This window comes from Nonomuraea sp. NPDC047529 (genome assembly GCF_040642995.1).
Lineage (GTDB): Bacteria > Actinomycetota > Actinomycetes > Streptosporangiales > Streptosporangiaceae > Nonomuraea.
Map to the genome: position 1 here is coordinate 75663 of NZ_JBEYTJ010000042.1, position 20915 is coordinate 96577.

Below are 20915 nucleotides of genomic sequence, written 5' to 3' on the forward strand. Positions count from 1 at the left end.
ATAGGCGGCGCGTGTTCCATGCATCGGCATGACCCTGCGAAACCTGTCGGCGATGCCGGCCGACGAGATGTCCAGCGGCACGGCGCCGCGCCCCCTGACGATCTGCGTCTTCTGCGGCGCCCGGCCGGGCCTGCACGCCGGCGACGCGGAGACCGCCCGGCGGCTGGGACGGCTGATCGGCAGCCGCGGGCACCGGCTGCTCTACGGTGGCGGCGGATCGGGACTGATGGGCGAGCTCGCGTGGTCCGCGCAGCGGCACGGCGCGCCGATCACCGGTGTCATCCCCACGTTCCTGTACGAACGCGAGCGCGGCATCGCCGCCCCGCCGCAGGACACCGTGCTGACCACGACGATGGGCGAGCGCAAGTCGGCCTTCCTGACCAGGGCGGACGCCTTCGTCGCGCTGCCGGGCGGGTTCGGGACGCTCGACGAGGTGCTGGAGGTGATCAGCCTCAACCAGCTGGAGGTGCTGGCGAAGCCGATCGTGCTGGTCGACTCGGAAGGCTTCTGGGGGCGCTTCGTCGCGCTGGTGCGGGACCTGGCGCACCGGGGTTTCACCGAGCCCGGCTTCGGCCCGCACTGTTCGGTGACCGACAGCGCCGAGGACGCGCTGCGGTGCCTGGAGACGTACCTGGCCGAGGCGGCCGTCCCGGTCGCCGCCGACGTGGAGGGGCGTTGAGATGAGCTCTTCGGTGACCGAGTCGCGCGCAACGGTCGTGGCGGACGTCCCGCGGGTCGACGGTCCCCGCCTGCTGCGCGACCTCGCGGAGCTGGCCCGCTTCGGCGCCGACGACCGGGGCGGGGTGTCCCGTCCCGGCTTCAGCCGCGCCGACGCCGACGCGCGCCGCCACCTCATCGGCAGGGCCGAGGCGGCGGGCCTCGCGGCGGCCGTCGATCCGGCGGGGAACCTGGTGGTACGCCGCCGCCGGCGCACCGCGGGCCCGGTGTTGCTGATGGGCTCGCATCTCGACAGCGTGGTGCACGGCGGGCGGCTGGACGGCGCGTACGGGGTGGTCGCGGCGCTGGAGGCGCTGCGCGTCCTGGCCGGCCGGGACGAGCCGCTGAGCTGGGAACCGGTCGTGGTGGCCTTCACCAACGAGGAGGGCGCCCGCTTCCCGCAGGCGTTCTGGGGCTCGATGGCCCTGACCGGCGACCTGTGCGACCCGCGGCGGGCGGTGGACCGCGACGGCGTCTCGATCGCCGGGCCGTTGCGCGAGGCCGGCGGTGACCTGGATCGGGTCGCCGACGCCGCGTGGCCCGACGGCTCGATCGGCGCGTTCCTGGAGCTGCACATCGAGCAGGGCCCGGTCCTGGAGCGCGCCGGGGTCCCGATCGGGGTGGTGACCAGCATCGTCGGGCGCACCCTGTTCGAGGCGCGGGTGCGCGGCCGGCAGGGCCACGCCGGGACGACGCCCATGGACCTGCGCCGCGACGCCATGGCCGCCGCCGCGCGGGTCGTGCTCGCCGTCGAGGAGCTCGCCCGCTCCAGCGCGTGCCAGGTCGCGACGGTGGGCGCGCTGAACCCCACGCCGAACGTGCCCAACGTGATCGCCGGCGAGGTCCGGATGACGGCCGAGCTCCGCGACACCGACAAGGACCGCCTGGCCGCCGCCGAGGTGGCGCTGCGTGCCGTGGCGGAGCGGATCGCCACCCTGACCGGCACGACGATCGAACTGGACCCGGTGATGCGCGCGACGCCGGTCGCCACCGACGCGGGCCTGCGGCGGGTGATCGCGCGGGCCAGCTCCGCGCTGGACCTGCCGAACCGGACGGTGGCCAGTGGCGCCGGTCACGACGCGCAGATCATGGCCGCGGCCGCGCCGATCGGCATGATCTTCGTGCCCAGCGTCGGCGGGGTCAGCCACGCACCCGACGAGCACACCGGCGACCGGGAGCTGGTGGCGGGCGGCGACGTGCTGTTGCGGGCCGCGTGGGAGCTGTGTCGGCGAGGCGCGATCCACTGATTCACAAGAAGCCTTGCGAAAACTGGCTCTGAGAGGGTATCAACGAAAGGAGTCTTTCGTACGGGAGTGTCCATGGAACCGACCAGACCGGAACGACGCGTACGCGTACAGGACCCCACCAAGCTGCGCGCGCTCGCCCATCCCCTACGGCTGCGCCTGCTGCGCTACCTGCTGGCGGCCGGCCCGCGAACGGCGGCGCAGTGCGCCGAGGCGCTCGGCGACACCGGCTCCAACTGCAGCTACCACCTGCACCAGCTCGCCCGCCACGGGCTGATCGAGCGCGCGCCCGCGCAGGGCGCCAACCGGCGCGACCGGCCGTGGCGCGCCGCCGCCACCGGCCTGGAGTTCCTGCCCGAGCCGGGGGACGAGCAGGGCCGGCAGGTCAACGACGCGCTGACCTCGCTGGAGCTGGACGAGGTGTTCCGGTCGCTGCAGCACTACCAGCGACAGCAGCACAAGCTGCCCGACCAGTGGCGGGAGAGCGCGACCTTCCACAACTACACGCTCTCGCTGACCCCCGAGGAACTGCGGCACCTCACCCTGACGCTGGACGCCGTCATCAGGCCGTACCTGCGCCCGGTGCGCGACGGGGCGCCGGGTGACGCCCTGCCGGTCAGCCTGAGCCTGCAGGCCTATCCCACACCGGAATTCATCTGACATGTTGATGCTGCTGCGTCACCGCGGATTCGTCCTCATCTGGATCGCCGGGCTCGCGTCGAGCGTGGCGAGCTGGCTGCTGATCACCGGGTTGCCCATCTACGTCTTCGGCGTCACCGGCTCGGCGCTGGTCACCTCCGCCGTGTTCCTCGTCGAGCTGTTGTGCGGCATCACCCTGGGATCGTTCGCCGGGGCGCTCGCCGACCGCTTCGACCGGTTCCGGCTGATGAGCGGCGTCGCGGTGGTGCAGGCGGTGGTGGTGCTGCCGCTGGTGGGCGAGCCGGGTCACCGCCTGTGGATCATCTGCGTGGTCGCCGGCGCCCAGGCGGTGCTGACCCAGACGTTCGACTCGGCCCGCAACGCCGCCCTGCCCCGGCTGGTCGAGGCCGCGCACCTGGTGCGCGCCAACAGCATGGTCGCGCTCAACACCAGCGCGGGACGCCTGATCGGCAGCTCGCTGGGCGGCTTCGCGATCACCCGGGAGGGAACCCGGTACCTGGCGATCGGCGCCGCCGTGGCGTTCGTGACGGCCGCCGCCCTGATCGCGGTCGCCCGCCGGACGGCCCGGTACGACGCCGCCGAACCGGCCACGGACGGCGGCGCCGCGTCGTTCTTCGCGAACTGGCGGTCCGGCCTGGTGGCGATGATGCGCAACCGCGGCGTCCGGGCGACGTTCCAGAGCGTGGCGCTGGGCGGCGTCGCACAGGGCCTGTTCGTGGTGCTCTTCGTCGTGTTCGTCAGCCGCGCGCTGCACGCCGACGGCACGCTCACCGGCGTGCTGCGCGGTGTCCAGGCGATCGGCGGCGTGGCGGGCGGGCTCATCGTCGGCCTGCTCGGCGCGCGCCTGAGCCCCTGGTTGCTGATGAGCCTGGGCGCCGTCTCGTTCGGCCTGCTGAGTCTGACCATCTGGAACGGCCCGGCGCTCTCGCGTCAGGTCGAGATTTATGTCGTGCTTTTCATCCTGATCGGCGTGCCCGGAATCGCGTACAACAGCGGCGCGTTCGCGCAGATCCAGCAAAGCGTGTCCGACAGCGATCTGGGCCGCGCCTTCGGCGCGTTCTACGTGGTCTACAACGCCTCACAAGGGCTGGGCATGGCGGCGGCCGGCGTGCTCGGCGACGTGCTCGACGTGGTGCTCGTCCTCAACGTGCAGGCCGTGCTGTACCTGGCCTCCGGCGCGGTGGCCTACTTCGCGTTGCGCCCGGCCCGCAGGCCGCAGACCGAAATCCTGCGGCAGTGATGTTTTTCGACCGGCATTAATCAGTAACCGAATTTGCCGCTAGTGCACTGTTTAGCCTGCCTTTCCTCTGTTAGGCGCGATTTTCACCTCCATGTGATATCTCATCGATAGGAATCGAGATATGTGGACGGATGGGGCGGCGGCGTGCACTTCAGGATTCTCGGGCCAGTGCAGATCACCACCGACGGAGCACCCGTCGAGATCACCGCCCCCCGGCACCGCGCCGTGCTCGCGATGCTGCTGCTCGACGTCAACCACGTGGTGTCGGTCGACCGCCTCATCGAAGCGGTCTGGTCGGACGCGCCTCCCTCGACCGTCCGCAGCCAGATCTACACCTGCATCTCCGGCCTGCGGCGGCTGCTGAGACGGGCGGCGTTGCCCGCGCGGATCGTGACCAAGGCGCCCGGCTACCAGCTGCTCGCCGCCGCCGACAGCGTCGACCTGCACATCTTCGACCGGCTCGTGCAGGAGGCCGCCGCGGCCAGGGCACGCTCCGACACCGAAGCCGCCGCCGAGGCGTTGCGCCGGGCCCTGGCCCTGTGGCAGGGGGAGCCCCTGGCAGGTGTCGAGGGCGAACTGGTCGAGGCCGCCGCGGCCCGGCTGGCCGAACGCCGCCTGGACGTCCTGGAGCAGCGCTTCGAGCTCGAACTGGAACTGGGCCACCACCATCAGGTGCTGCACGAGCTGACCGCCAGGGCGGAGAGCCACCCGCTGCGCGAGCGGCTCTGGAGCCTGCTCATGATCGCGCTCTACCGCTCCGGCCGGCAGGCCGAGGCGCTGTCGCAGTTCCAGGTGGTCCGCAGCCGGCTGATCGACGAGCTCGGACTGGAACCCGGGCAGGAACTGCGGACCGCCGAACGGATCATCCTCACCGACGGCGCCGCGGCGAGCGCCCCGCCGCCGGCGCCCGCGACGCCGGTCTCCCCGCACGCCCCGCCGGCCGCCTTCAGCACCGTGTCGGCGCCGTACGTCGCGCCCCGGACGTTGCCGACCGACAGCCCGCACTACGTCGGACGGCAGACGTACGTCAGCCGCCTGCATGCCAAGCTCGCCGCCGTCGTGTCGCACGGCGAACGGCCGCACACCCCGCCCGTGGCCGTGCTCACCGGGCCGCCCGGCGTCGGCAAGACGGCCCTGGGCGTGCACATCGCCCACCAGCTCTACGACGCCTACCCCGACGGCCAGCTCTACCTGTCGCTCAGCGAGAAGGGCATGCCGATCACCGCCCACCGCGCGCTGGAGCGCATGCTCGCCATGCTCGGCGTGCCCGGCTACCTGCTCCCGGAGTCGGTGGAGGAACGCGCGGCCCTGTTCCGCAGCCGCATCGCCGACCGCCGCATCCTCATCATGCTCGACGACGCGGCCGACGACGCCCAGGTGGCCACGCTGCTGCCCGGCTCCAGCTCCTGCGGCCTGATCATCACCAGCCGGTGGCGGCTCGCCGGCATCCGCGGCGCCGACGTCGTCGAAGTGGACCCGCTGAGCCTCCAGGACGCCATCGACCTGCTGACGAACGTGGTGGGCCAGGCGCGCATCCTCGCCGAGCCGACCGCCGCGCTGGAGCTGGTCACCCTGTGCGGACGGCTGCCGCTGGCCCTGTGCATCGTGGCCGCCAGGCTGGCCGGGCGGCCGCACTGGTCGGTGGCCCAGCTGGTCGACCTGCTCTCGGCCGGGGAACACCGGCTCGACGAGCTCAGCTACGGCACGCTCAGCGTGCGGGACAGCCTGGCCTCGACGTACGAACGGCTGCCCGCGCCCGCCCGCCGGCTGTTCCGGCTGCTGGGCGTGCTCACCGTCCAGGACTTCCCGGTCTGGATCGCCGCGCCGCTGCTCGGCGAGGGGCACCACAGCGCCGCCCTGGAGATCCTGGTCGACGCCCACCTGATCGACGTGGTGCGCGGGCACGGCGTCTTCTCCCGCTACGCCATGCCGGATCGGGTGCTGCTCTACGCACGCGAGCTGCTGGCCGCCGAACCGGAGGACGAGCAGCACGCCGCTTTGGGCCGCGCCCTCGCCGCGTGGCTGACGCTGGCCGAGCAGGCGCACCGGCGCGAGCACGGCGGCGACTACGCGCGCATCCACGGCCGGACCCCGCGCTGGGCCCTGCCCGAGGACCTGGTGGACCAGCTGCTGGCCGAACCGGCCGAGTGGTTCGGCCAGGAACACGCCGCGATCACGACCGCGGCCCGGCAGGCGGCCACCCACGGATATCCGGAGACCAGCTGGGACCTGTCCCTGACCGTCGTGCCGTTCCTCCAGGCACGGTGCGCCTGGGACGACTGGCGCTCCACGCACGAGGCGGCGCTGGAGGCCTGCCGCGCGCAGAACAACCGTCGCGGCGAGGCGGCGATGTTGTATTCGCTGGGCGTGCTGGCCCTCGAACAACAACGCTTCGACGAGGCGCGCGCCCACCTCGGCCTCGCGATGCGGGTGTTCACCGAGGTCGGCGAGGCCCACGGCCGTGCCCTGGGCCTGCGCCATCTCGGCGCCCTGGACCACTTGCGCGGACACTCCGACCTAGCGGTCAGCCGGTACGAGGAGTCGGTCGCCCTGCTCCGCGACCTCGACGACCCGGTCACCGAGGCCGACGTCCTGTGCCGGCTGGCCGGGATCATGATCGACCGCGGCGACCGCGACCGGGCCGGCAAGCTGCTGGAGAACGCGCTGCGGCTGGTCTGGGAGGTCGGCTGCCGGCTCGTCGAGGTACGGATCCGGCAGCAGCAGGGGAACCTGTACCTGGGCGACGACGATCTGGAACGCGCGGAGATGCACTTCTCGCTGGCGCTGGAGGAGGCCAGGCTGGGCCGCGACCGGCTCGCCGAGGCCGCCGCCCTCCTCGGCATCGGCATGGTCCAGCACCGGGAGGGCCGGTACGACCAGGCGGTCGGCACGGTCGAACAGTCCTTCGCCCTCGCCCAGCGATGCGGGGAGCGGACCCTGTCCGGGCGGTGCCGCGTCGTCCTGGCGGAACTGTGCTGCGACGCCGGGCGCGTCGACGAGGCGCACAGCTCGGTGCAGCAGGCGCTGTCGCTGCTGTCCCAGACCGGCGACGCGGTGTGGGAGCAGCGGGCCCTCGCCGTGCTGGCCCGCGTCCGCACCCACCTGTCGCCCCCGCCCGCCCGTCCCGGCGAAGGGACGTGACCGCCGGGCGGTCGTCACTTGATCCCGAAGACCGCCGAGGACGCCTGCCCCTCGCCGAACTCCCCTCCGGCCACCACTTCCCGACGCGCACCCCCGGTCAGCCCTGGACGGATCTCCAGGACTCCACGGTCGCCTCGGCGATGGTCTCGATGCGGTGGCCGTATGCCGGATGCCCATCGGACACGAAACTGCCGTCCCCGGCCGGGAGGCCGCAGAAGGTGGCACGGAAGGACGCGGGCGGTCCGCCCGGGGGGAGCGGCGCGTACGCTGCCAACAGCTCCACGTCCTGGTGCCCTCCGTGCTTGTTCCGCGCCACCTGGCGGGCCCCCACGCGAAGCAGCGCGTCAAGACCCTGATCGACGTAGAGCTGCAGTTGGCGGAACTGGCCGTCGAGATGCCTCGGGTGAGCCCGGGAAGGATGCTGCAGGAGAAACGCACAGACCACCAGCGGGTGCCATCTGTACATCCGAGCATCGGCCTGTTCTTCGGCGAGGACGGCGTGGTAGTAGTCCACGCAGGTGCCCAACGGGCCTGCGGCCGCGCCGCACTCACACCGACCCACGTCAGGACTGTCCGCCATGATCCGCACGATAGGCGGCCAGGAAGGACATTGTCGACGAGATTACCTCAGCCGGTCGGCGGCCTCGTCAGGAGGCAAGGCGGCGCCCTGCTGGTAGGCGGTGTCGTAGGCGGGACGGCCGAGACGGGACGCGAGCGTGTCCGCCAAAGCGCGCAGTTCGATGTCGCCGTGGTCGAAGGTGCCGCGGATGGCCTGGCTCAGGCCGAGCGCGGTGGCCGCGCCGACCGGGTCGTCCTCCAGGAACAGCAGCCGGGCCAGGAGATGAGCGGCCGAGGGGACGTCCATGGTCGCCCGCGCGGCCCGGACGGCCCCGGGCAGCAACGCCCGCGCGGCCGCGGCCTCCCCGGCGGTGAGGAGGTTCGACATCCTGGCGGGCGTCAGGAGGTTCGCGATCGTCTCCGGGGCGATGCGGGCCTGGCGGGCGAGCGTCTCGATGCGGTCGAGCTCCCGGCCGGCCCGTTCGATGTCGCCGCGGCGGCGGCACAGCTCGGCCCGCCTGCCCAGGACGTCGATCTCCAGGACGGGCTGACCCCGCTCCCAGGCCGCCCGTTCGGCGGCTTCGATGTCGTGCCCGGCGCCGGTGAGGTCGCCGGTGCGCATGCGTTCGGCGGCGAGCCCGAGCCGGGCCGAGACCTCGTCCTGCGAGCCGAGCTCGGCGGCGATCGCGATGGTGCGCTCGTAGGCGGCGATCGCCTGGTCGTGTTCGCCGCCGACGGCGTGGATCTGCGCCAGCCCGTACAGGGCCTTGGCCGTCCACCATCGGTCGCCCGTCTCCTCGAACGCGCGCAGCGCCGCCGCCATCGCGGTCGCGGAGTTCGCCCGGTCGCCCCGCTGCCGGTGACGCATGGCTTCGATCATGAGGGTGCAGGCGGTCGCCCAGCGGTCCGAGCCGTCGCGCACGCGGGCGATCTCCCGGTCGACCAGCTCCTGCGGCCCGATCACCGCCGCCATGGGCAGCACGACGGTCAGCAGCATCGGATGGCGCCGCAGCGCGCCCGTGCGCGCGCAGTCGTCGACGAGCGCGCGCAGGCGCTCGGGGTCCTGGATCGGCCCGCCCTCGCCGGCCACCAGGTGGATCGCGGTGAACGCGGCCCGGGCGTCGGCGGGCAGCGCGTCGCCGAACGCGGCCACCTTGGCGACGTAGGAGCCGGCCCGGGCGTCGTAGCGGAGCACGACCCAGTACCAGTACAGCGGGCCGAGGAGCCGGGCGGCCGCGTGGGCGTCGCCGGCGTCGATGGCCGTGTGCAGGGCGAACACCAGGTTGTCGTGTTCGGCCTGGAACAGCCGCAGCGCCTCCGCCTGCCCTTCCGAGCGCAACGACCGCTCGTGCCCCGCGGCCAGATCGGCGAAGTGCCGGACGAACCCACGCAGGACGGCCTCGGCCTCGCCCGCCTGGCGAAGCTTGCCGGCCGAATGGGCGCGGATGGTCTCCAGCATCCGGTACGCGTCGCCGGACCGCTCCACGATCGACTTGCCGACCAGGGAGTCCAGCAGATCGGCGACCTCGACGGCAGGGAGCAGCGTCCCGTCGGAGCAGACCGCCTCGATCGCGGCCGTCCCGGTGGGCCCCGGGAAGATCGAGATCCGGCGGGCGAGCACGCGTTCCTGGTCGGTGAGGAGGTCCCAGCTCCATTCGATGACCGCGTGGAGGGTCTGCTGGCGGGGCTGCGCGGCCCGGTTGCCGGTGCTGAGCAGCCGGAAGCGGTCGTCCAGCCGCGTGGCGACCTGCTCGGCGCTCATGGTCCGCAGCCGCGCGGCGGCCAGTTCGAGGGCCAGGGGCAGCCCGTCCAGCCGGCGCACGATGTCCACGACCGCGGCCGTGCCGGCGGCGTCCAGGGCGAAGCCGGGCTGGACGGCCGTCGCGCGATCGCGGAACAGGCGCACCGCGTCCGACCCGGCGGCCTGGGCGGCGTCCGCGTGTGCCGGCGGCAGGCCGAGCGGGCCCAGCCGGCACAGCGCCTCGCCCATCACCTCCAGCGGTTCCCGGCTCGTGGCCAGGACGGTCAGGTACGGCAGGCGCTCCAGCAGGTGCCCGGCGAACTCCGCGACGGGGCCGGCGATCTGCTCGCAGTTGTCGAGCACCAGCACGCCCTCGCCGCCGGCCAGCAGGCCGACCACCCGCTCCAGAGGCGTGCCGGAGGGCTGCACGCCGGCGGGGCCGAGCGTGCCCAGCACCGCCTCGGGCAGCCCGCCGGCCGTGGTCACCCCGGCCAGCAGGACGAGCCAGACGCGGCCCCGCTGACGGGCTCGATGGCGGCTCGCCGCCTCGATCGCCAGCCGGGTCTTGCCCACCCCTCCCGGCCCCACGACGGTGACCAGCCGGGAGGTCTCCAGCGAACCGGTCAGCAGTCCCAGTTCGTCCGCCCGGCCGACGAAGCTGGTCAGCGGGGCCGGCAGCCGTCCCCGCGCCGCCTGCGGCCGGGTCTGGTCCGGCTCGCGGCGCTCCGGCTCGCCGCGCAGGACGGCCAGGTGCGTGTCGCGCAGCCTCTCGGACGGGTCGACCCCCAGTTCCTCGGCGAGCGTGCCGCGGACCTGCTCGTACACGGCCAGCGCGTCGGACCGGCGGCCCGCCGCGTGCAGGGCGCGCATGCGCAGCCCGGCCAGCCGTTCACGCAACGGGTGGGCGGCGGCCATGGCCGCCATGTCGGCCAGGACGTCGTCGTGGCGTCCCAGGCGCAGCTGCGCCTCGAACCGGTCCTCGACGGCCGCGACGCGCAACTCCTCAAGGCGTGGCGCGGCCGTACCGGCGAAGGGGGCGTCGCGCACGTCGGCCAGCGCGTCTCCCCGCCACAGCGCCAGCGCCTCCTCCAGCAGCGAGCCTGCTCGCCGCGCGGAGCCCGAGGCCAGCTCGCGACCGCCGCGCCTGGCCCTGTCCTCGAAACGGCAGGCGTCGACGTCCTCGGCGCGCACGTGCAGGAGGTATCCGCCGCCCGTCCACTCCAGGACCCCGGCCTCGCCCAGCGCCTTGCGCAGCCGGTGCACCAGGCCGTGCAGCGCGTTGACGGTGCCCCCGCGCGCGCCCCACAGGTCGTCGACGAGGGTGCCGGCCGGTACGGTCCCGCCTCCGGCCAGCGCCAGCCGGGCCAGCAGCGCGCGCACCATCACGCCGCCGGCGTCGACGGGCGCGCCGTCACGGGTGAAGGCCCGAACCGGTCCCAGCACCTCGATCCGCACAAGGGCCAAGGGTACGACGTCGTCGAAAGCAGTGCGATGTCGGCTGAAAGAGCGATCTAAGAGGCATGGAAGCGCTGGTCGGCACTGTGGACGGCGTACAGGACAGACCACAGAAGGGCAGTGCGATGGCAACGCGCGAAAGAGTTCAGCGGGTGCTCGACCGGGCGGTGGCCGAGGCCGGCATCCCCGGCATCGTCGCCGAGGTCAAGGACGGCGACCGGACCTGGTTCGCCACCGCCGGCGTGGCCGATCTGAGAACCGGCGCCGCACGCCGGCCGGGCGAGCACGTGCACACGGGCAGCAGCGGCAAGGCGTTCACCGCCGCCGTACTGCTGAGCCTGGAGGCCGAGGGCAGGCTGGGTCTCGACGACCCGGTGAACACGTGGCTGCCGGGCGTATTGGACGCCAACGGCTACGACGGCGACAAGATCACCATCCGGCACCTGCTCAGCAACACCAGCGGCCTGTTCCCCACGGGCCTGGCGCCCGAGGTCAGCCACCGTTACGCCACCCGCTCCGGGATCCTCCAGCACCGCTTCGACGCCTTCACCACCGGCGAGCTGCTGAGGGTGGCGACCTCCCAGCCTCCGGTCGGCGAACCCGGCGAACGGTTCGCCTACTCCAACGGCGGCTTCCACCTCGCCGGGGCCGTCATCGAGAAGGTCACCGGCAGCACCTACGAGCAGGAGGTCGACCGCCGGGTCATCCGGCCGCTCGGCCTGACCCACACCCGCGTGCGCCCCCTCGACGACACCGGCTACCCCGCCCCGCACCCGCGCGCCTACTCCACCATGTTCTTCAAGGACGGCGTCGACCCGTCGACGATCACCCCTGAGAACTGGGAGTCGATGATGGAGGAGCCCGGCCTGCCGCCCCTGGACGTCACCGAGTTCAACACCTCCCTGGGCTGGTCGGCCGGCAACGTCGTCTCCACGACCGGCGACATGATCCGCTTCCTCGACGCGATGTCCACCGGGAGCCTGCTGCCGCCCGCACAACACCGGCAGATGTGGACCACCGTCCCGACCGAGGGCAGCCACTGGATGCCGTACGCGCGTTACGGCCTCGGCCTGTTCGAGCTCGACCCGCAGGCGACCGGCGGACGGACGCTGCGCGGCGTCGGCGGCAGCCTCTGGGGGTCCTGGCTCCTCGTGATCGGCACCTCCGACGGCCGGCACACCGTCGCCGTCCACACCAACACCGAGTGGAAGACGTGGGACGTCATGTTCCAGCTCGTCGAGGCGGAGTTCGGCGTCTCCGTCGGCGCCTGAGCCGCGACGGACCGAAGGGGGGCGCCGGAAATCAGGCGCCGCCCTTCGGGGGCGTGCACGGCGGGCGAGCGTCCGTACCCGGCGCGTGCTCGTACGCCGGTCGGAACCGGTGGAGCGGCGTCGCACACTTTTTGCGTGTCCGAAATCCCGATAAATACGGGCTTGTGGTCCATTGTGGCGCTCGGGAAGGATGCTGGCAGGCGGACGGTGATCCCGTCCGATCGCAGGCGAGACGAAGGACGCCGGATGACCCAGGCCGACGCGGTTGCATCTCTTGTGGAGCGCAGGTTAGGCCGCGCTCTCGATCCCGATCTCAATTTCTTTGAAGCCGGGTTCGACTCGCTCGCCCTGGTCGAGCTGCACGAGGAGATCACCGGCGAGCTCGGTCTGAGCCTGCCGGTCACCGCCATGTTCACCCACCCGAACCTGCGGGCCCTCTCGCACCTGATCGCGCAGGGCCAGGCGCCCGCCCCCGCCAGGCAGGACGGCGCCCGTCGCCGTCCGCTGGGCGGCAGCCGCCGCGACGTGCGCGCCAGGATTCGCGAGGAAGGTCGGTGACCTCACACGAACAGCCCGTCGCGGTGATCGCGGTGGGGCGCTTCCCGCTGGAGGCCGGGGCGGCCGAGGAGGCCGGGCACGATCCGGGGGCGCAGGTCGTCCGGACGTACGGCGGGGCGGGCAAGGCGTGCGCGGCGCTGCTGGCCGGGGAGTGCGAGCTGGCCGTGACCGACGCCGGCGAGCTGCCGCCGGGCACGCTGCGCGGCACCCTGGTCCTGCGGCTGCTCGACCGGGCGTTGCTCGACGGCGACCTGGTGCACCGGGTGATCTGGCCCGACGACCTGGCGGTCGAGGACGGCTTTCCGCAGGTGCACGCTCCGGGCGACGGCCGTCCGCGGGTCGTGGTGTGGTCCGGCCGTACCCGCGAGGAGGCCGAGTCGGTGCGGCGGAGCCTGGCCGGCTTCCTCGCCGGGCTGCCGGAGGACCGCTTCGCCGACGTCGTGGGAACCCTGCAGCAGGGACGCGTCCACCACCCCGTCAGAGGCGCGGTGGTCTGCCGGAGCGCCGCGGAGGCAGCCTCCGCGCTGGGCCGGGAGCACGCCTACGAGCAGGGGCCGGTCCGCCTGGCCCTCTCCGCCGAGGCGTCCGGCCTGTACGGCGTGGAGCGGGTGTTCACCGAGGCCGTGGACGTGTGCGAAGAGGTCTTCGCGGCGCGCGGCGCCGAGCTGTCACGCGAGTTCGCCGCCGCCTACGGGCTGGCCGCCACCCTGGCCGCCTGGGGCGTGCTCACGGAGGTCCCGGCCCCGGAGCTCCTCGCCGGGCACCCCGCGCCGGAGGAGGCGCTCGCCGCCCTCGCGGGAACGACCGGCGGAGCCGAGGTCCGGGCAGATGACGACCTCGCGGGAACGACCGCCGTAGCCGAGGTCCGGGCAGGCGACGATCTCGCGGGGCTGCTGGCCGCCGTGGCCCGGTTCTGGACGGGCGGCGGCGGGGTGGACTGGGCCGCGCTCGACCCCGATCACCCGCTGCAACGCGTCCCCATCCCGAGGCCGCAGCCGGAGCTGCCCGCCTCCGTGGAGGAGCCGCGCCCGCTGTCGGCGGTGCCGTACTCGTTCTGGGTCCTGGAGCAGCTCGCGCCGGACAGCGGCGTCTCCAACCTGGCGGTGGCGCTCAGGTTCGACACGCCGCTGCGCAGGCTGCCGCTGCAGATCGCGGCGAACCGGCTGGTCAAGCGGCATCCGGCGTTGCGCCTGCGGTTCCCCGTGGTGGACGGGGCCCCCGTCCGGCACCTGGTGGCCCCCCAGGACGCCCAGCTGAAGGTCGAGACGCGGGCCACGACCGAGGAGACGCTGGTCGCCGACCTCCAGTCGTTCCTGGACGAGCCCTTCGACCTGGGCCGCGACCTGCTCATCAGGGTGGGCCACTTCACCCTGCCCGACGGCGCGGGAACCGTGGTGTGCCTGGCCGGCCACCACATCGTCATCGACGGCACCTCCATGCAGCTCCTGGTGGAGGAGCTGGGCCGCTTCTACGACAGCCAGACCGGGCACGGCTCGCTGCCCCCCGAGCTGGCGGGGCCCGCGCCGATGCTGGAGCCGGGGGAGCCGCCGGAGGAGTCGATCGGCTACTGGCTGGACCGGCTCGACGGCGTCGACCCGGCGGCCATGGTGCTGCCGGGGAGCAGGCACTCGCCGGGCCGTCCGACGTTCGCCGGGCACACCTGCTCATGGCTGGTCGACGCCGAGACGGTGGCGGCCCTGGACGAGCTGCGCACCACGCTGCGCACCACCGGCAACATCGTGCTGGCCACCGCCTTCCTGCTGACGCTGCGCGGGCACGGGGCGGGCCCGGACCTGGTGATCGGCATGCCGGTCAGCACCAAGACGGGCGAGGAGCACAGACGCGTCGGCTACGCGGTGAGCACACTGCCGCTGCGCGTCCACGTCGAGCTGGACGACGACTTCGAGCAGGTCGCCAGGCGCGTGGAGGAGGCGTTCGCGGAGGGCGTCGAGCACGCCGGAGCCTCGGTGGAGGCGGTGCTGACCCGCCGCGGGCACGGCACGGACGACTGGCGGGTCCCGCTGTTTCGGCACATGTTCAACTACCGGCCCTGGAGCGACGAGAAGGTGCACGTCCAGGGCGAGGTGCCCGGGTACGTCGACAACCTGATCGACCGCAGCCGCCTGGACATGCAGTGCAACGTCATCCAGGAGCCGGACCGGCTCACCGTCCGCATGGTGCACAGCACCGAGGTGCACGACGAGGACGAGATCGAGGCGTTCACGGCCAGGATGTGCGCGGTGGTGCGGCAGGCGGCCCGCGGCCGGGTGCCGGACGTGCTCTCCCCGGCGGACCGGGCGCTGCTCGACCGGGTCAACGACACCCACCGCGCCTGGCCCGGCACCCTGGCCGAGCGCATCCTGCCGGGCCCGGCCGTCGCGGTGCGCGAGGACGGGCGCGAGGTCGCCTACGACGAGCTGCTGGGGCGCGCGGCCGCGGTCCGCGACCTGCTGCGCGAACGCGGGATCCGGCACGGCGACGTCGTCGCCCTGGGTTTGGGGCGCTCGGCGGACCTGGTGGCGGCGGTGCTCGGCGTGTGGCAGGCGGGAGCGGCGTTCCTGCCGCTGGACGTGCGGCAACCGGAGTCGCGCCTCGCCTTCCAGGTGGCCGACTCGGGCGCGCGGCTGGTCGTCACGGCGGGCCGGCCGGACTGGGCGGGGGAGACGCCGGTCGTGCCGATGCCCGGCACGCTCGGACAACCCGGACCCGCCGAGTACGGAGACATCGCCTACGTCATCTACACCTCCGGCTCCACCGGACGGCCCAAGGGCGTGCGCGTCACGCACGGGAACCTGACGAACCTCGTGCTCGACTTCGCCGACCGGCTGGGCGCGCCCACGAGCGTCCTGTGGTCCACCACCACCTCCTTCGACATCTCCTGGCTGGAACTGCTGTTGCCGCTGGCCTCCGGCGGCACCGTGGTGGTGGCCTCGGACGAGGACCAGCTCCAGCCGGGCAGGTTCCTGGAGCTGATCGCCGCGACCGGCGTCCAGGTCGTGCAGGCCACGCCGACCGCGTGGCGGCTGATCGCGCCGGAGGCCGGGCGGGAGCTGGCCGGACGCACGGTGCTGTGCGGGGGCGAGCCGATGCCCGCCGCCCTGGCCAGGGACCTGCTGGAGCTGGGCTGCCGGGTCTTCAACGTCTACGGGCCGACGGAGACCACCATCTGGTCCACCGCTGCCGAGCTGCGCGAGCCGCCGCTCGACCCGGTCCCGGCGGGCGAGCCGCTGGCCAACACCCAGATCTTCGTCACCGACGCCGCGGGCCGCGAGCTGCCGCCGGGCGTGCCGGGCGAGCTGTGCGTCGCCGGTGCGGGGGTGAGCGCGGGCTACCTCGACCGGCCCGAGCTGACGGCCGAGCGTTTCGGCCACCACGACCGGTACGGCCGGTTCTACCGGACCGGCGACCGCGCGCGCATCCGCCACGACGGCACGCTGGAGCTCCTGGGCCGCGACGACCGGCAGATCAAGCTGCGCGGCCACCGCATCGAGCTCGGCGAGGTCGAGGCGGCACTGCACGAGCACGACGCGGTGCGCACGGCCGCGGTGATCCTCGACGGCGACCCCCAGACCGACGGACGGCTCGCCGCCTTCGTCGAGGTCACCGGCCAGGCCGCCGAGGAAGAGCTGTGGCGCTTCGCCAGGACGCGGCTGCCCGACTACGCCGTCCCCACCCGGTACATCGTCACCGACAGGCTGCCCACCACCGCCAACGGGAAGATCGCCTACCGCGAGCTGGTGGTGCCCGCCGAGGACGGCGCCCCGGCGCGGGAGGCCGGCGACGGGCTGGTCCAGCAGGTGGTGGCGCTGTGGCGGGACGCGCTCAAGCGGCCCGGCCTCGGCCCGCACGACAACTTCTTCCTCAACGGGGGCCACTCCGTGCTGGCCGTCCGGCTGATCGGCCCGCTGGAGGAGCTGGCGGGGCGGGCCGTCTCGGTACGGGCCGTGTTCGACCATCCGACGCCGGCCGAACTGGCCCTACATCTGGGGGACGCCCTATGACGCCGTGGTTCGTCCAGGTCAAGGAGGGGGAGCGGGCGCTGGTCGCCTTTCCGCACGCGGGCGGCGGCCCGGCCTCGCTCGGCGAGCTCGCCGGGCACTTCCCGTCCGGGGTGGGGCTGTGGTCGGTCAACCTGCCGGGACGTCAGGCCAGGCTCGCCGAAGAGCCGCGGACCGACCTCGACGGGCTGGTCGACGACCTGGCGCGCGAGCTCGCCGGGTGGCAGGAGCCGTACACGCTGTTCGGCTACTGCAGCGGGGCGCTGCTGGCCTTTCTCGTCTGCCGTCGCGTGGTCGAGCTGGGCGGGCGGCCGGAACGGCTGGTCGTGAGCTCGTTCGCCGCGCCGGACGTGACCCTGCTGCTGCGCCGCCTGCCGTCGCTGCCGTCGTGGCTGTTCTGGGAGCAGCTGATCGAGCTCGGCGGCGTCCCGCCGGAACTGGCCGACCGGGAGGCGCTCTGGCCGGTGCTGGAACCGGCGCTGCGCGCCGACTTCGGGCTGCTGGCCGGCTATCACCACCGGCCCGGGCCGCCGCTGCCGGTGCCGATCTCCGTCCTGTACGGCGCCCGCGACGCCTCGCTGACCAGGGGCGGCCTGCTGGGCTGGCGGCGGCAGAGCGCGCAGCCGCCCGCGTTGAAGGAGCTCGACTCCACCCACTGGCTGGCCGAGGAGACTCCGGACGCCCTGGCCGCCGCGATCGTTGAGGAGATGGGATGCGCCTCGGTTACAGCATGAGCTACTGGGGCGGCGCGGGCCTCGGCCCGGCCGACCACCTGGCGCTGGTACGGGAGGCGGAGGCCCTGGGCTATTCGTCCGTGTGGGCGGCCGAGACCTACGGGACCGATCCGGCCAGCCTGCTGGCCTGGATCGCCGGCCAGACCGAGCGCATCGCCCTGGGCACCGGCGTGCTCCAGATGACGGGACGCAAGCCCGTGGTCGCCGCGATGACGGCGGCCACCCTCGACCAGCTCTCCGGCGGCCGCGCCCGGCTGGGCGTGGGCCTGTCCGGCCCCCAGGTCGTCGAGGGCTGGCACGGCGAACGCTTCGAACGGCCGCTGGCCCGCGCCCGCGACTACCTCCAGGTGGTGCGCAAGGCGCTGCAGGGCGAGCCGGTGCGGCACGACGGGGACACGATGACGCTGCCCCTGCCCGGCAGCGAGGGCAAGGAGCTGACGCTTGCCGTCTCGCCGGTGCAGGAACGGCTGCCGGTCTACCTGGCCGCGATGGGCCCCAAGAACGTCGCGCTGGCCGGCGAGCTCGCCGACGGCTGGCTGGCCATCCACTTCCCGCCCGACCACCTGGCCCGGATGGCCAAGCACCTGAACGGCGCCGACCTCGACATCGCGCCCATGGTGCTCACGCTCGTCGAGGAGGACCAGGAGCTGGCCTACGACATGATGCGGCCCATGCTCGCCCTCTACCTCGGCGGCATGGGCTCGCGCCGTACCAACTTCTACAACCGCCTGGCCGCCACGCTCGGCTTCGAGCAGGAGGCCGCCCGCATGCAGGAAGCCTTCCTGGACGGGCGGCAGGGCGAGGCCATGGCGCTGCTGCCGGACGCGCTCGTCGACGCGATGACCATGTGCGGTCCGGCGGGCAAGGTGCGCGAGCGGATGGCGGCCTACCAGGAGGCGGGCGCGACCACGCTGATCGTCGGCCTGGTCACGCCCACCCGGCGGCTGCGCAGCCGTCAGCTGCGGCTCATTGCTGGTCTGGCGCCGGCATCCCGATGAGCTTGGCCAGCGGAGACCAGGCCATCGCCGCGATCGGCACCAGCGCGCCGATCGCGATGACCACCCACAGCGTCGTCCGCGTCCCCAGGGCGCCGGCCAGCAGGCCGGCGCCCAGCGCCCCCAGCGGGGCGGGGATCAGGCCCAGCGAGTAGATCGACGCCACCACGCGGCCCTGCAGGTGCGGCGGGGTGATCGTCTGCACCAGCGTGGTGTTGGTGACGAAGAAGATCTGCGAGCTGACGCCGCTGACGAGCTGCGCGACGACCAGCATGGCCACCGAGGCCCAGACCGGCCCGATGGCCAGCGGGATGAGGAAGAGCGCCAGGTTGCCGTACACCATCGACCACACCAGCACCTTGCCGATCGCGTAGCGCCGCATCACCTTGACGGCGATCAGCGCACCGATGATCGCGCCCACGCCGCCGCCGGCCAGGATGCTGCCGAACCAGGCCGCGGGCACGCCCAGGTCGCGGATCACGTACAGGGCGTAGATCGAGTTCATCGAGCCCAGGATGAACAGCGAGTACACGGCCGAGGAGATGGCCAGCGGCCGGATCAGCTCGTGCCGCATCACCCAGCCCATGCCCTGCCAGATCGCCTTGTGCACCTGCCCGGGGGTGGTGTCGTCCGGCTCGGGACGGGCTTCGGGCCGCTTGATCAGCGCCACCGCGATCGCCGAGGCCAGGTACGACACCGCGTCGATGATCAGCAGCGCGGGCGCGGCGAGCACCTTCAGCAGCGCCGCGGCCAGGCCCGGCCCGAACGTCTGGGCGGTCGACTCGGTCAGCTGCAGCTTGGAGTTGCCCTCCAGGAAGTTCTCCCGCGGCACCAGGAACGGGAAGTAGCTGCGGTAGGCCGTCTGGAAGAGCGTGCTGAGCAGCCCGAGGGCGAAGATGACGCCGTAGATCCAGCCCAGCGTGAGCATGTCGGCGAACCACGCGACGGGGATCAGCATCAGCAGCACGAAGCGCGCCACGTCCGTCCAGATGAGGATGGGACGCTTGCGCACCCGGTCGGCCAGCACGCCGAACAGGAGGAAGAACACCATCGGGAGCCGCAGCAGGAAGCCGACGACGCCCATCTCGGCCTCGGAGGCGTTCAGGACGGTGACCGCGATCACCGGGAACGCGAAGAGGCTGATGGCCGAGCCGAACTGGGACAGGCTCTGGCCCGCCCACAGCCGCAGGAAGTCGGGGTGCTTCCAGAGGCTCGTTCGCTCACTGGTCGGGGATGCCATGATCCATCCACCTTCTGATCTCGGTGGCCGCTCCGGCGACCAGGGGTTCGTACAGGATGGGGACGCGTTCCTCGGGGATCGCGTAGTGCGCGAGCCGTCCCTTGGCGACGGAGGACCAGCTGCCGTCCTCGCGTGTGGGCGCGAAGAGCGCGACGTCGCCGTCGTAGGGCTCGTGCCGGTAACCGCCGACGGCGTGCGCGTTGGCCCGGAAGACGGCCAGGTAGCGGCGCGCCTGCTCGACCTCGGCGGTGTCGGGCGCCAGCCGGTCGGCGGCCGAGGCGGCGCCCATGACCGTGAGCAGCCGCTCCTCCGGTGACTGGGCGGCGAGTTCGGCCGGGTCGAGCCCGAGGGTCTCCTCGGGACCGCCGGCCAGCGCGTGGAACAGCAGGACCGTGTCGTCCTCCAGCGACGCCTCGGCCACGGGCTCCTCGGCGTTGGCGTAGAGCAGCACGACCAGCGGCACCTGCTCGCCGCGTTCGCGCAGCCGCCTGGCCACCTCCAGCGCGATGTTGCCGCCGATGCAGAACCCGCCCAGCACGTACGGCCCCTTCGGCCGCACCTCCAGCAGGTCGGCCACGTAGGCGTCGGCCATCTCGGCGAGCGTGGCGTGCGGCTCCTCGCCGGGCACGAGCCCGCGCGCGGCGATGGCGTACACCGGCTGGTCGGGGCCGAGGCGGCGGGCCATCGGGTGGTAGCGGAAGACCTGGCCGCCGAGCGCGTGGATGAAGAAGATCGGCGTGCGGTCGCCGTCCGGGTTGAGCGGCACGACGTGGCTCGGCGGCGCCAGGTCCTCGGGCTGGCGCAGCACCCTGGCCAGCGCGCTGATCGTCGGCGCGGTCAGGACGGTGCCCACCGGCAGGTTCCGTCCCAGCTCCTGGCGGATGCGGGCGGCCAGCCGCAGGGCGCTCAGCGAGTGGCCGCCGAGCTCGAAGAAGTCGTCCAGGATGCCGGCCGCGGGCACCTTCAGCACCTCTTCGTAGAGCGTGGCGAGGCGCGCCTCCACCTCGTCGCGCGGCGGCACGTACGGCCGGCCGCTCGCCGCCTCCGGCCGGGGCAGCGCGGCCCGGTCCAGCTTGCCGCTGCGGGTGAGCGGAAGGCTGTCCAGGCGCACCCACCGGCGCGGGATCAGGTGCTCGGGCAGGACGTCCTGGAGGTCGGGCACCTCGCCGACGACATAGCCGACCAGGCTGTGCTCGTACGCCGTGACGGCCGCGTCCCGGACCCCCGGTTGTGCGCGCAGGACGGCCTCGATCTCGCCGGGTTCGACGCGCATGCCGCGGATCTTGACCTGGTGGTCGGTGCGGCCGAGGTATTCGAGTTCGCCGGTGGGGAGCCAGCGGGCGAGGTCGCCGGTTTTGTAGAG

At 73.2% G+C, this 20915-nt stretch carries 14 protein-coding genes; 10 read left to right on the plus strand and 4 right to left on the minus strand.

The features are described 5' to 3' along the window. Positions 1–28: 28 nt before the first annotated feature. From ABZ815_RS43155 to ABZ815_RS43175, 5 genes are all read left to right on the plus strand, one after another. Positions 29–679 (plus strand): TIGR00730 family Rossman fold protein, encoded by a 651-nt coding sequence (locus ABZ815_RS43155; RefSeq protein WP_357707327.1) that lies wholly within the window; start codon positions 29–31, stop codon positions 677–679. Position 680: 1 nt separating this feature from the next. Beyond that, a complete protein-coding gene (locus ABZ815_RS43160; RefSeq protein WP_357707328.1) occupies positions 681–1964 on the plus strand; it encodes a Zn-dependent hydrolase in 1284 nt (427 codons plus the stop codon). 72 nt (positions 1965–2036) lie between these two features. Beyond that, positions 2037–2621 carry a winged helix-turn-helix domain-containing protein gene (locus ABZ815_RS43165; protein ID WP_357707330.1) on the plus strand — a complete coding sequence of 195 codons (585 nt, stop codon included), beginning with the start codon at positions 2037–2039 and terminating at the stop codon, positions 2619–2621. Position 2622: 1 nt separating this feature from the next. Then, entirely contained in the window at positions 2623–3861 is a 1239-nt protein-coding gene (locus tag ABZ815_RS43170; RefSeq protein WP_357707331.1) for an MFS transporter, read from the plus strand. A 168-nt stretch (positions 3862–4029) separates the two neighbouring features. Next, entirely contained in the window at positions 4030–7002 is a 2973-nt protein-coding gene (locus ABZ815_RS43175; protein ID WP_357707333.1) for a BTAD domain-containing putative transcriptional regulator, read from the plus strand. Positions 7003–7099: 97 nt separating this feature from the next. Here ABZ815_RS43175 and ABZ815_RS43180 read toward each other — a convergent pair whose 3' ends face one another. Next, complete coding sequence (locus ABZ815_RS43180) at positions 7100–7582, minus strand: DUF5946 family protein (RefSeq protein ID WP_357707335.1); 483 nt, start codon at positions 7580–7582, stop codon at positions 7100–7102. Positions 7583–7624: 42 nt separating this feature from the next. Beyond that, a complete protein-coding gene (locus tag ABZ815_RS43185; RefSeq protein WP_357707336.1) occupies positions 7625–10756 on the minus strand; it encodes a BTAD domain-containing putative transcriptional regulator in 3132 nt (1043 codons plus the stop codon). 125 nt (positions 10757–10881) lie between these two features. Between ABZ815_RS43185 and ABZ815_RS43190 the strand changes: the two genes are divergently transcribed. The 5 genes from ABZ815_RS43190 (at position 10882) to ABZ815_RS43210 (ending at position 18315) form a co-directional block, all read left to right on the plus strand. After that, complete coding sequence (locus ABZ815_RS43190) at positions 10882–12027, plus strand: serine hydrolase domain-containing protein (RefSeq protein WP_357707337.1); 1146 nt, start codon at positions 10882–10884, stop codon at positions 12025–12027. A 246-nt stretch (positions 12028–12273) separates the two neighbouring features. Further along, positions 12274–12585 carry an acyl carrier protein gene (locus tag ABZ815_RS43195; RefSeq protein WP_357707339.1) on the plus strand — a complete coding sequence of 104 codons (312 nt, stop codon included), beginning with the start codon at positions 12274–12276 and terminating at the stop codon, positions 12583–12585. After that, positions 12582–16586: an amino acid adenylation domain-containing protein gene (locus ABZ815_RS43200; protein WP_357707340.1), complete on the plus strand. Its 4005-nt coding sequence runs from the start codon at positions 12582–12584 to the stop codon at positions 16584–16586. Before ABZ815_RS43195 ends, ABZ815_RS43200 begins: the two co-directional genes overlap by 4 nt. Beyond that, positions 16583–17317 (plus strand): alpha/beta fold hydrolase, encoded by a 735-nt coding sequence (locus ABZ815_RS43205; RefSeq protein WP_357707341.1) that lies wholly within the window; start codon positions 16583–16585, stop codon positions 17315–17317. The genes ABZ815_RS43200 and ABZ815_RS43205 overlap by 4 nt, the downstream gene beginning before the upstream one ends. Next, positions 17296–18315 carry an LLM class F420-dependent oxidoreductase gene (locus tag ABZ815_RS43210; RefSeq protein WP_357707342.1) on the plus strand — a complete coding sequence of 340 codons (1020 nt, stop codon included), beginning with the start codon at positions 17296–17298 and terminating at the stop codon, positions 18313–18315. Before ABZ815_RS43205 ends, ABZ815_RS43210 begins: the two co-directional genes overlap by 22 nt. On the opposite strand, the gene ABZ815_RS43215 is transcribed toward ABZ815_RS43210, so the two are convergent. Together ABZ815_RS43215 and ABZ815_RS43220 are read right to left on the minus strand one after the other, a co-directional pair. Beyond that, positions 18284–19552, minus strand: a complete 1269-nt coding sequence (locus ABZ815_RS43215; protein WP_357707344.1) for an MFS transporter — start codon at positions 19550–19552, stop codon at positions 18284–18286. The two genes, ABZ815_RS43210 and ABZ815_RS43215, sit on opposite strands and share 32 nt — an antisense overlap. Beyond that, positions 19533–20915: alpha/beta fold hydrolase (locus ABZ815_RS43220; protein ID WP_357707345.1), on the minus strand; the 1383-nt coding region annotated here is incomplete at its 5' end. The genes ABZ815_RS43215 and ABZ815_RS43220, both read right to left, overlap by 20 nt.

Coding starts and splice junctions, on each gene's coding strand:
- ABZ815_RS43195 (WP_357707339.1), top strand. CDS start 12,274: ATGACCCAGGCCGACGCGGTTGCATCTCTTGTGGAGCGCAGGTTAGGC.
- ABZ815_RS43180 (WP_357707335.1), bottom strand. CDS start 7,582: ATGGCGGACAGTCCTGACGTGGGTCGGTGTGAGTGCGGCGCGGCCGCA.
- ABZ815_RS43190 (WP_357707337.1), top strand. CDS start 10,882: ATGGCAACGCGCGAAAGAGTTCAGCGGGTGCTCGACCGGGCGGTGGCC.
- ABZ815_RS43160 (WP_357707328.1), top strand. CDS start 681: ATGAGCTCTTCGGTGACCGAGTCGCGCGCAACGGTCGTGGCGGACGTC.
- ABZ815_RS43155 (WP_357707327.1), top strand. CDS start 29: ATGACCCTGCGAAACCTGTCGGCGATGCCGGCCGACGAGATGTCCAGC.
- ABZ815_RS43215 (WP_357707344.1), bottom strand. CDS start 19,552: ATGGCATCCCCGACCAGTGAGCGAACGAGCCTCTGGAAGCACCCCGAC.
- ABZ815_RS43210 (WP_357707342.1), top strand. CDS start 17,296: ATGCGCCTCGGTTACAGCATGAGCTACTGGGGCGGCGCGGGCCTCGGC.
- ABZ815_RS43205 (WP_357707341.1), top strand. CDS start 16,583: ATGACGCCGTGGTTCGTCCAGGTCAAGGAGGGGGAGCGGGCGCTGGTC.
- ABZ815_RS43170 (WP_357707331.1), top strand. CDS start 2,623: ATGTTGATGCTGCTGCGTCACCGCGGATTCGTCCTCATCTGGATCGCC.
- ABZ815_RS43165 (WP_357707330.1), top strand. CDS start 2,037: ATGGAACCGACCAGACCGGAACGACGCGTACGCGTACAGGACCCCACC.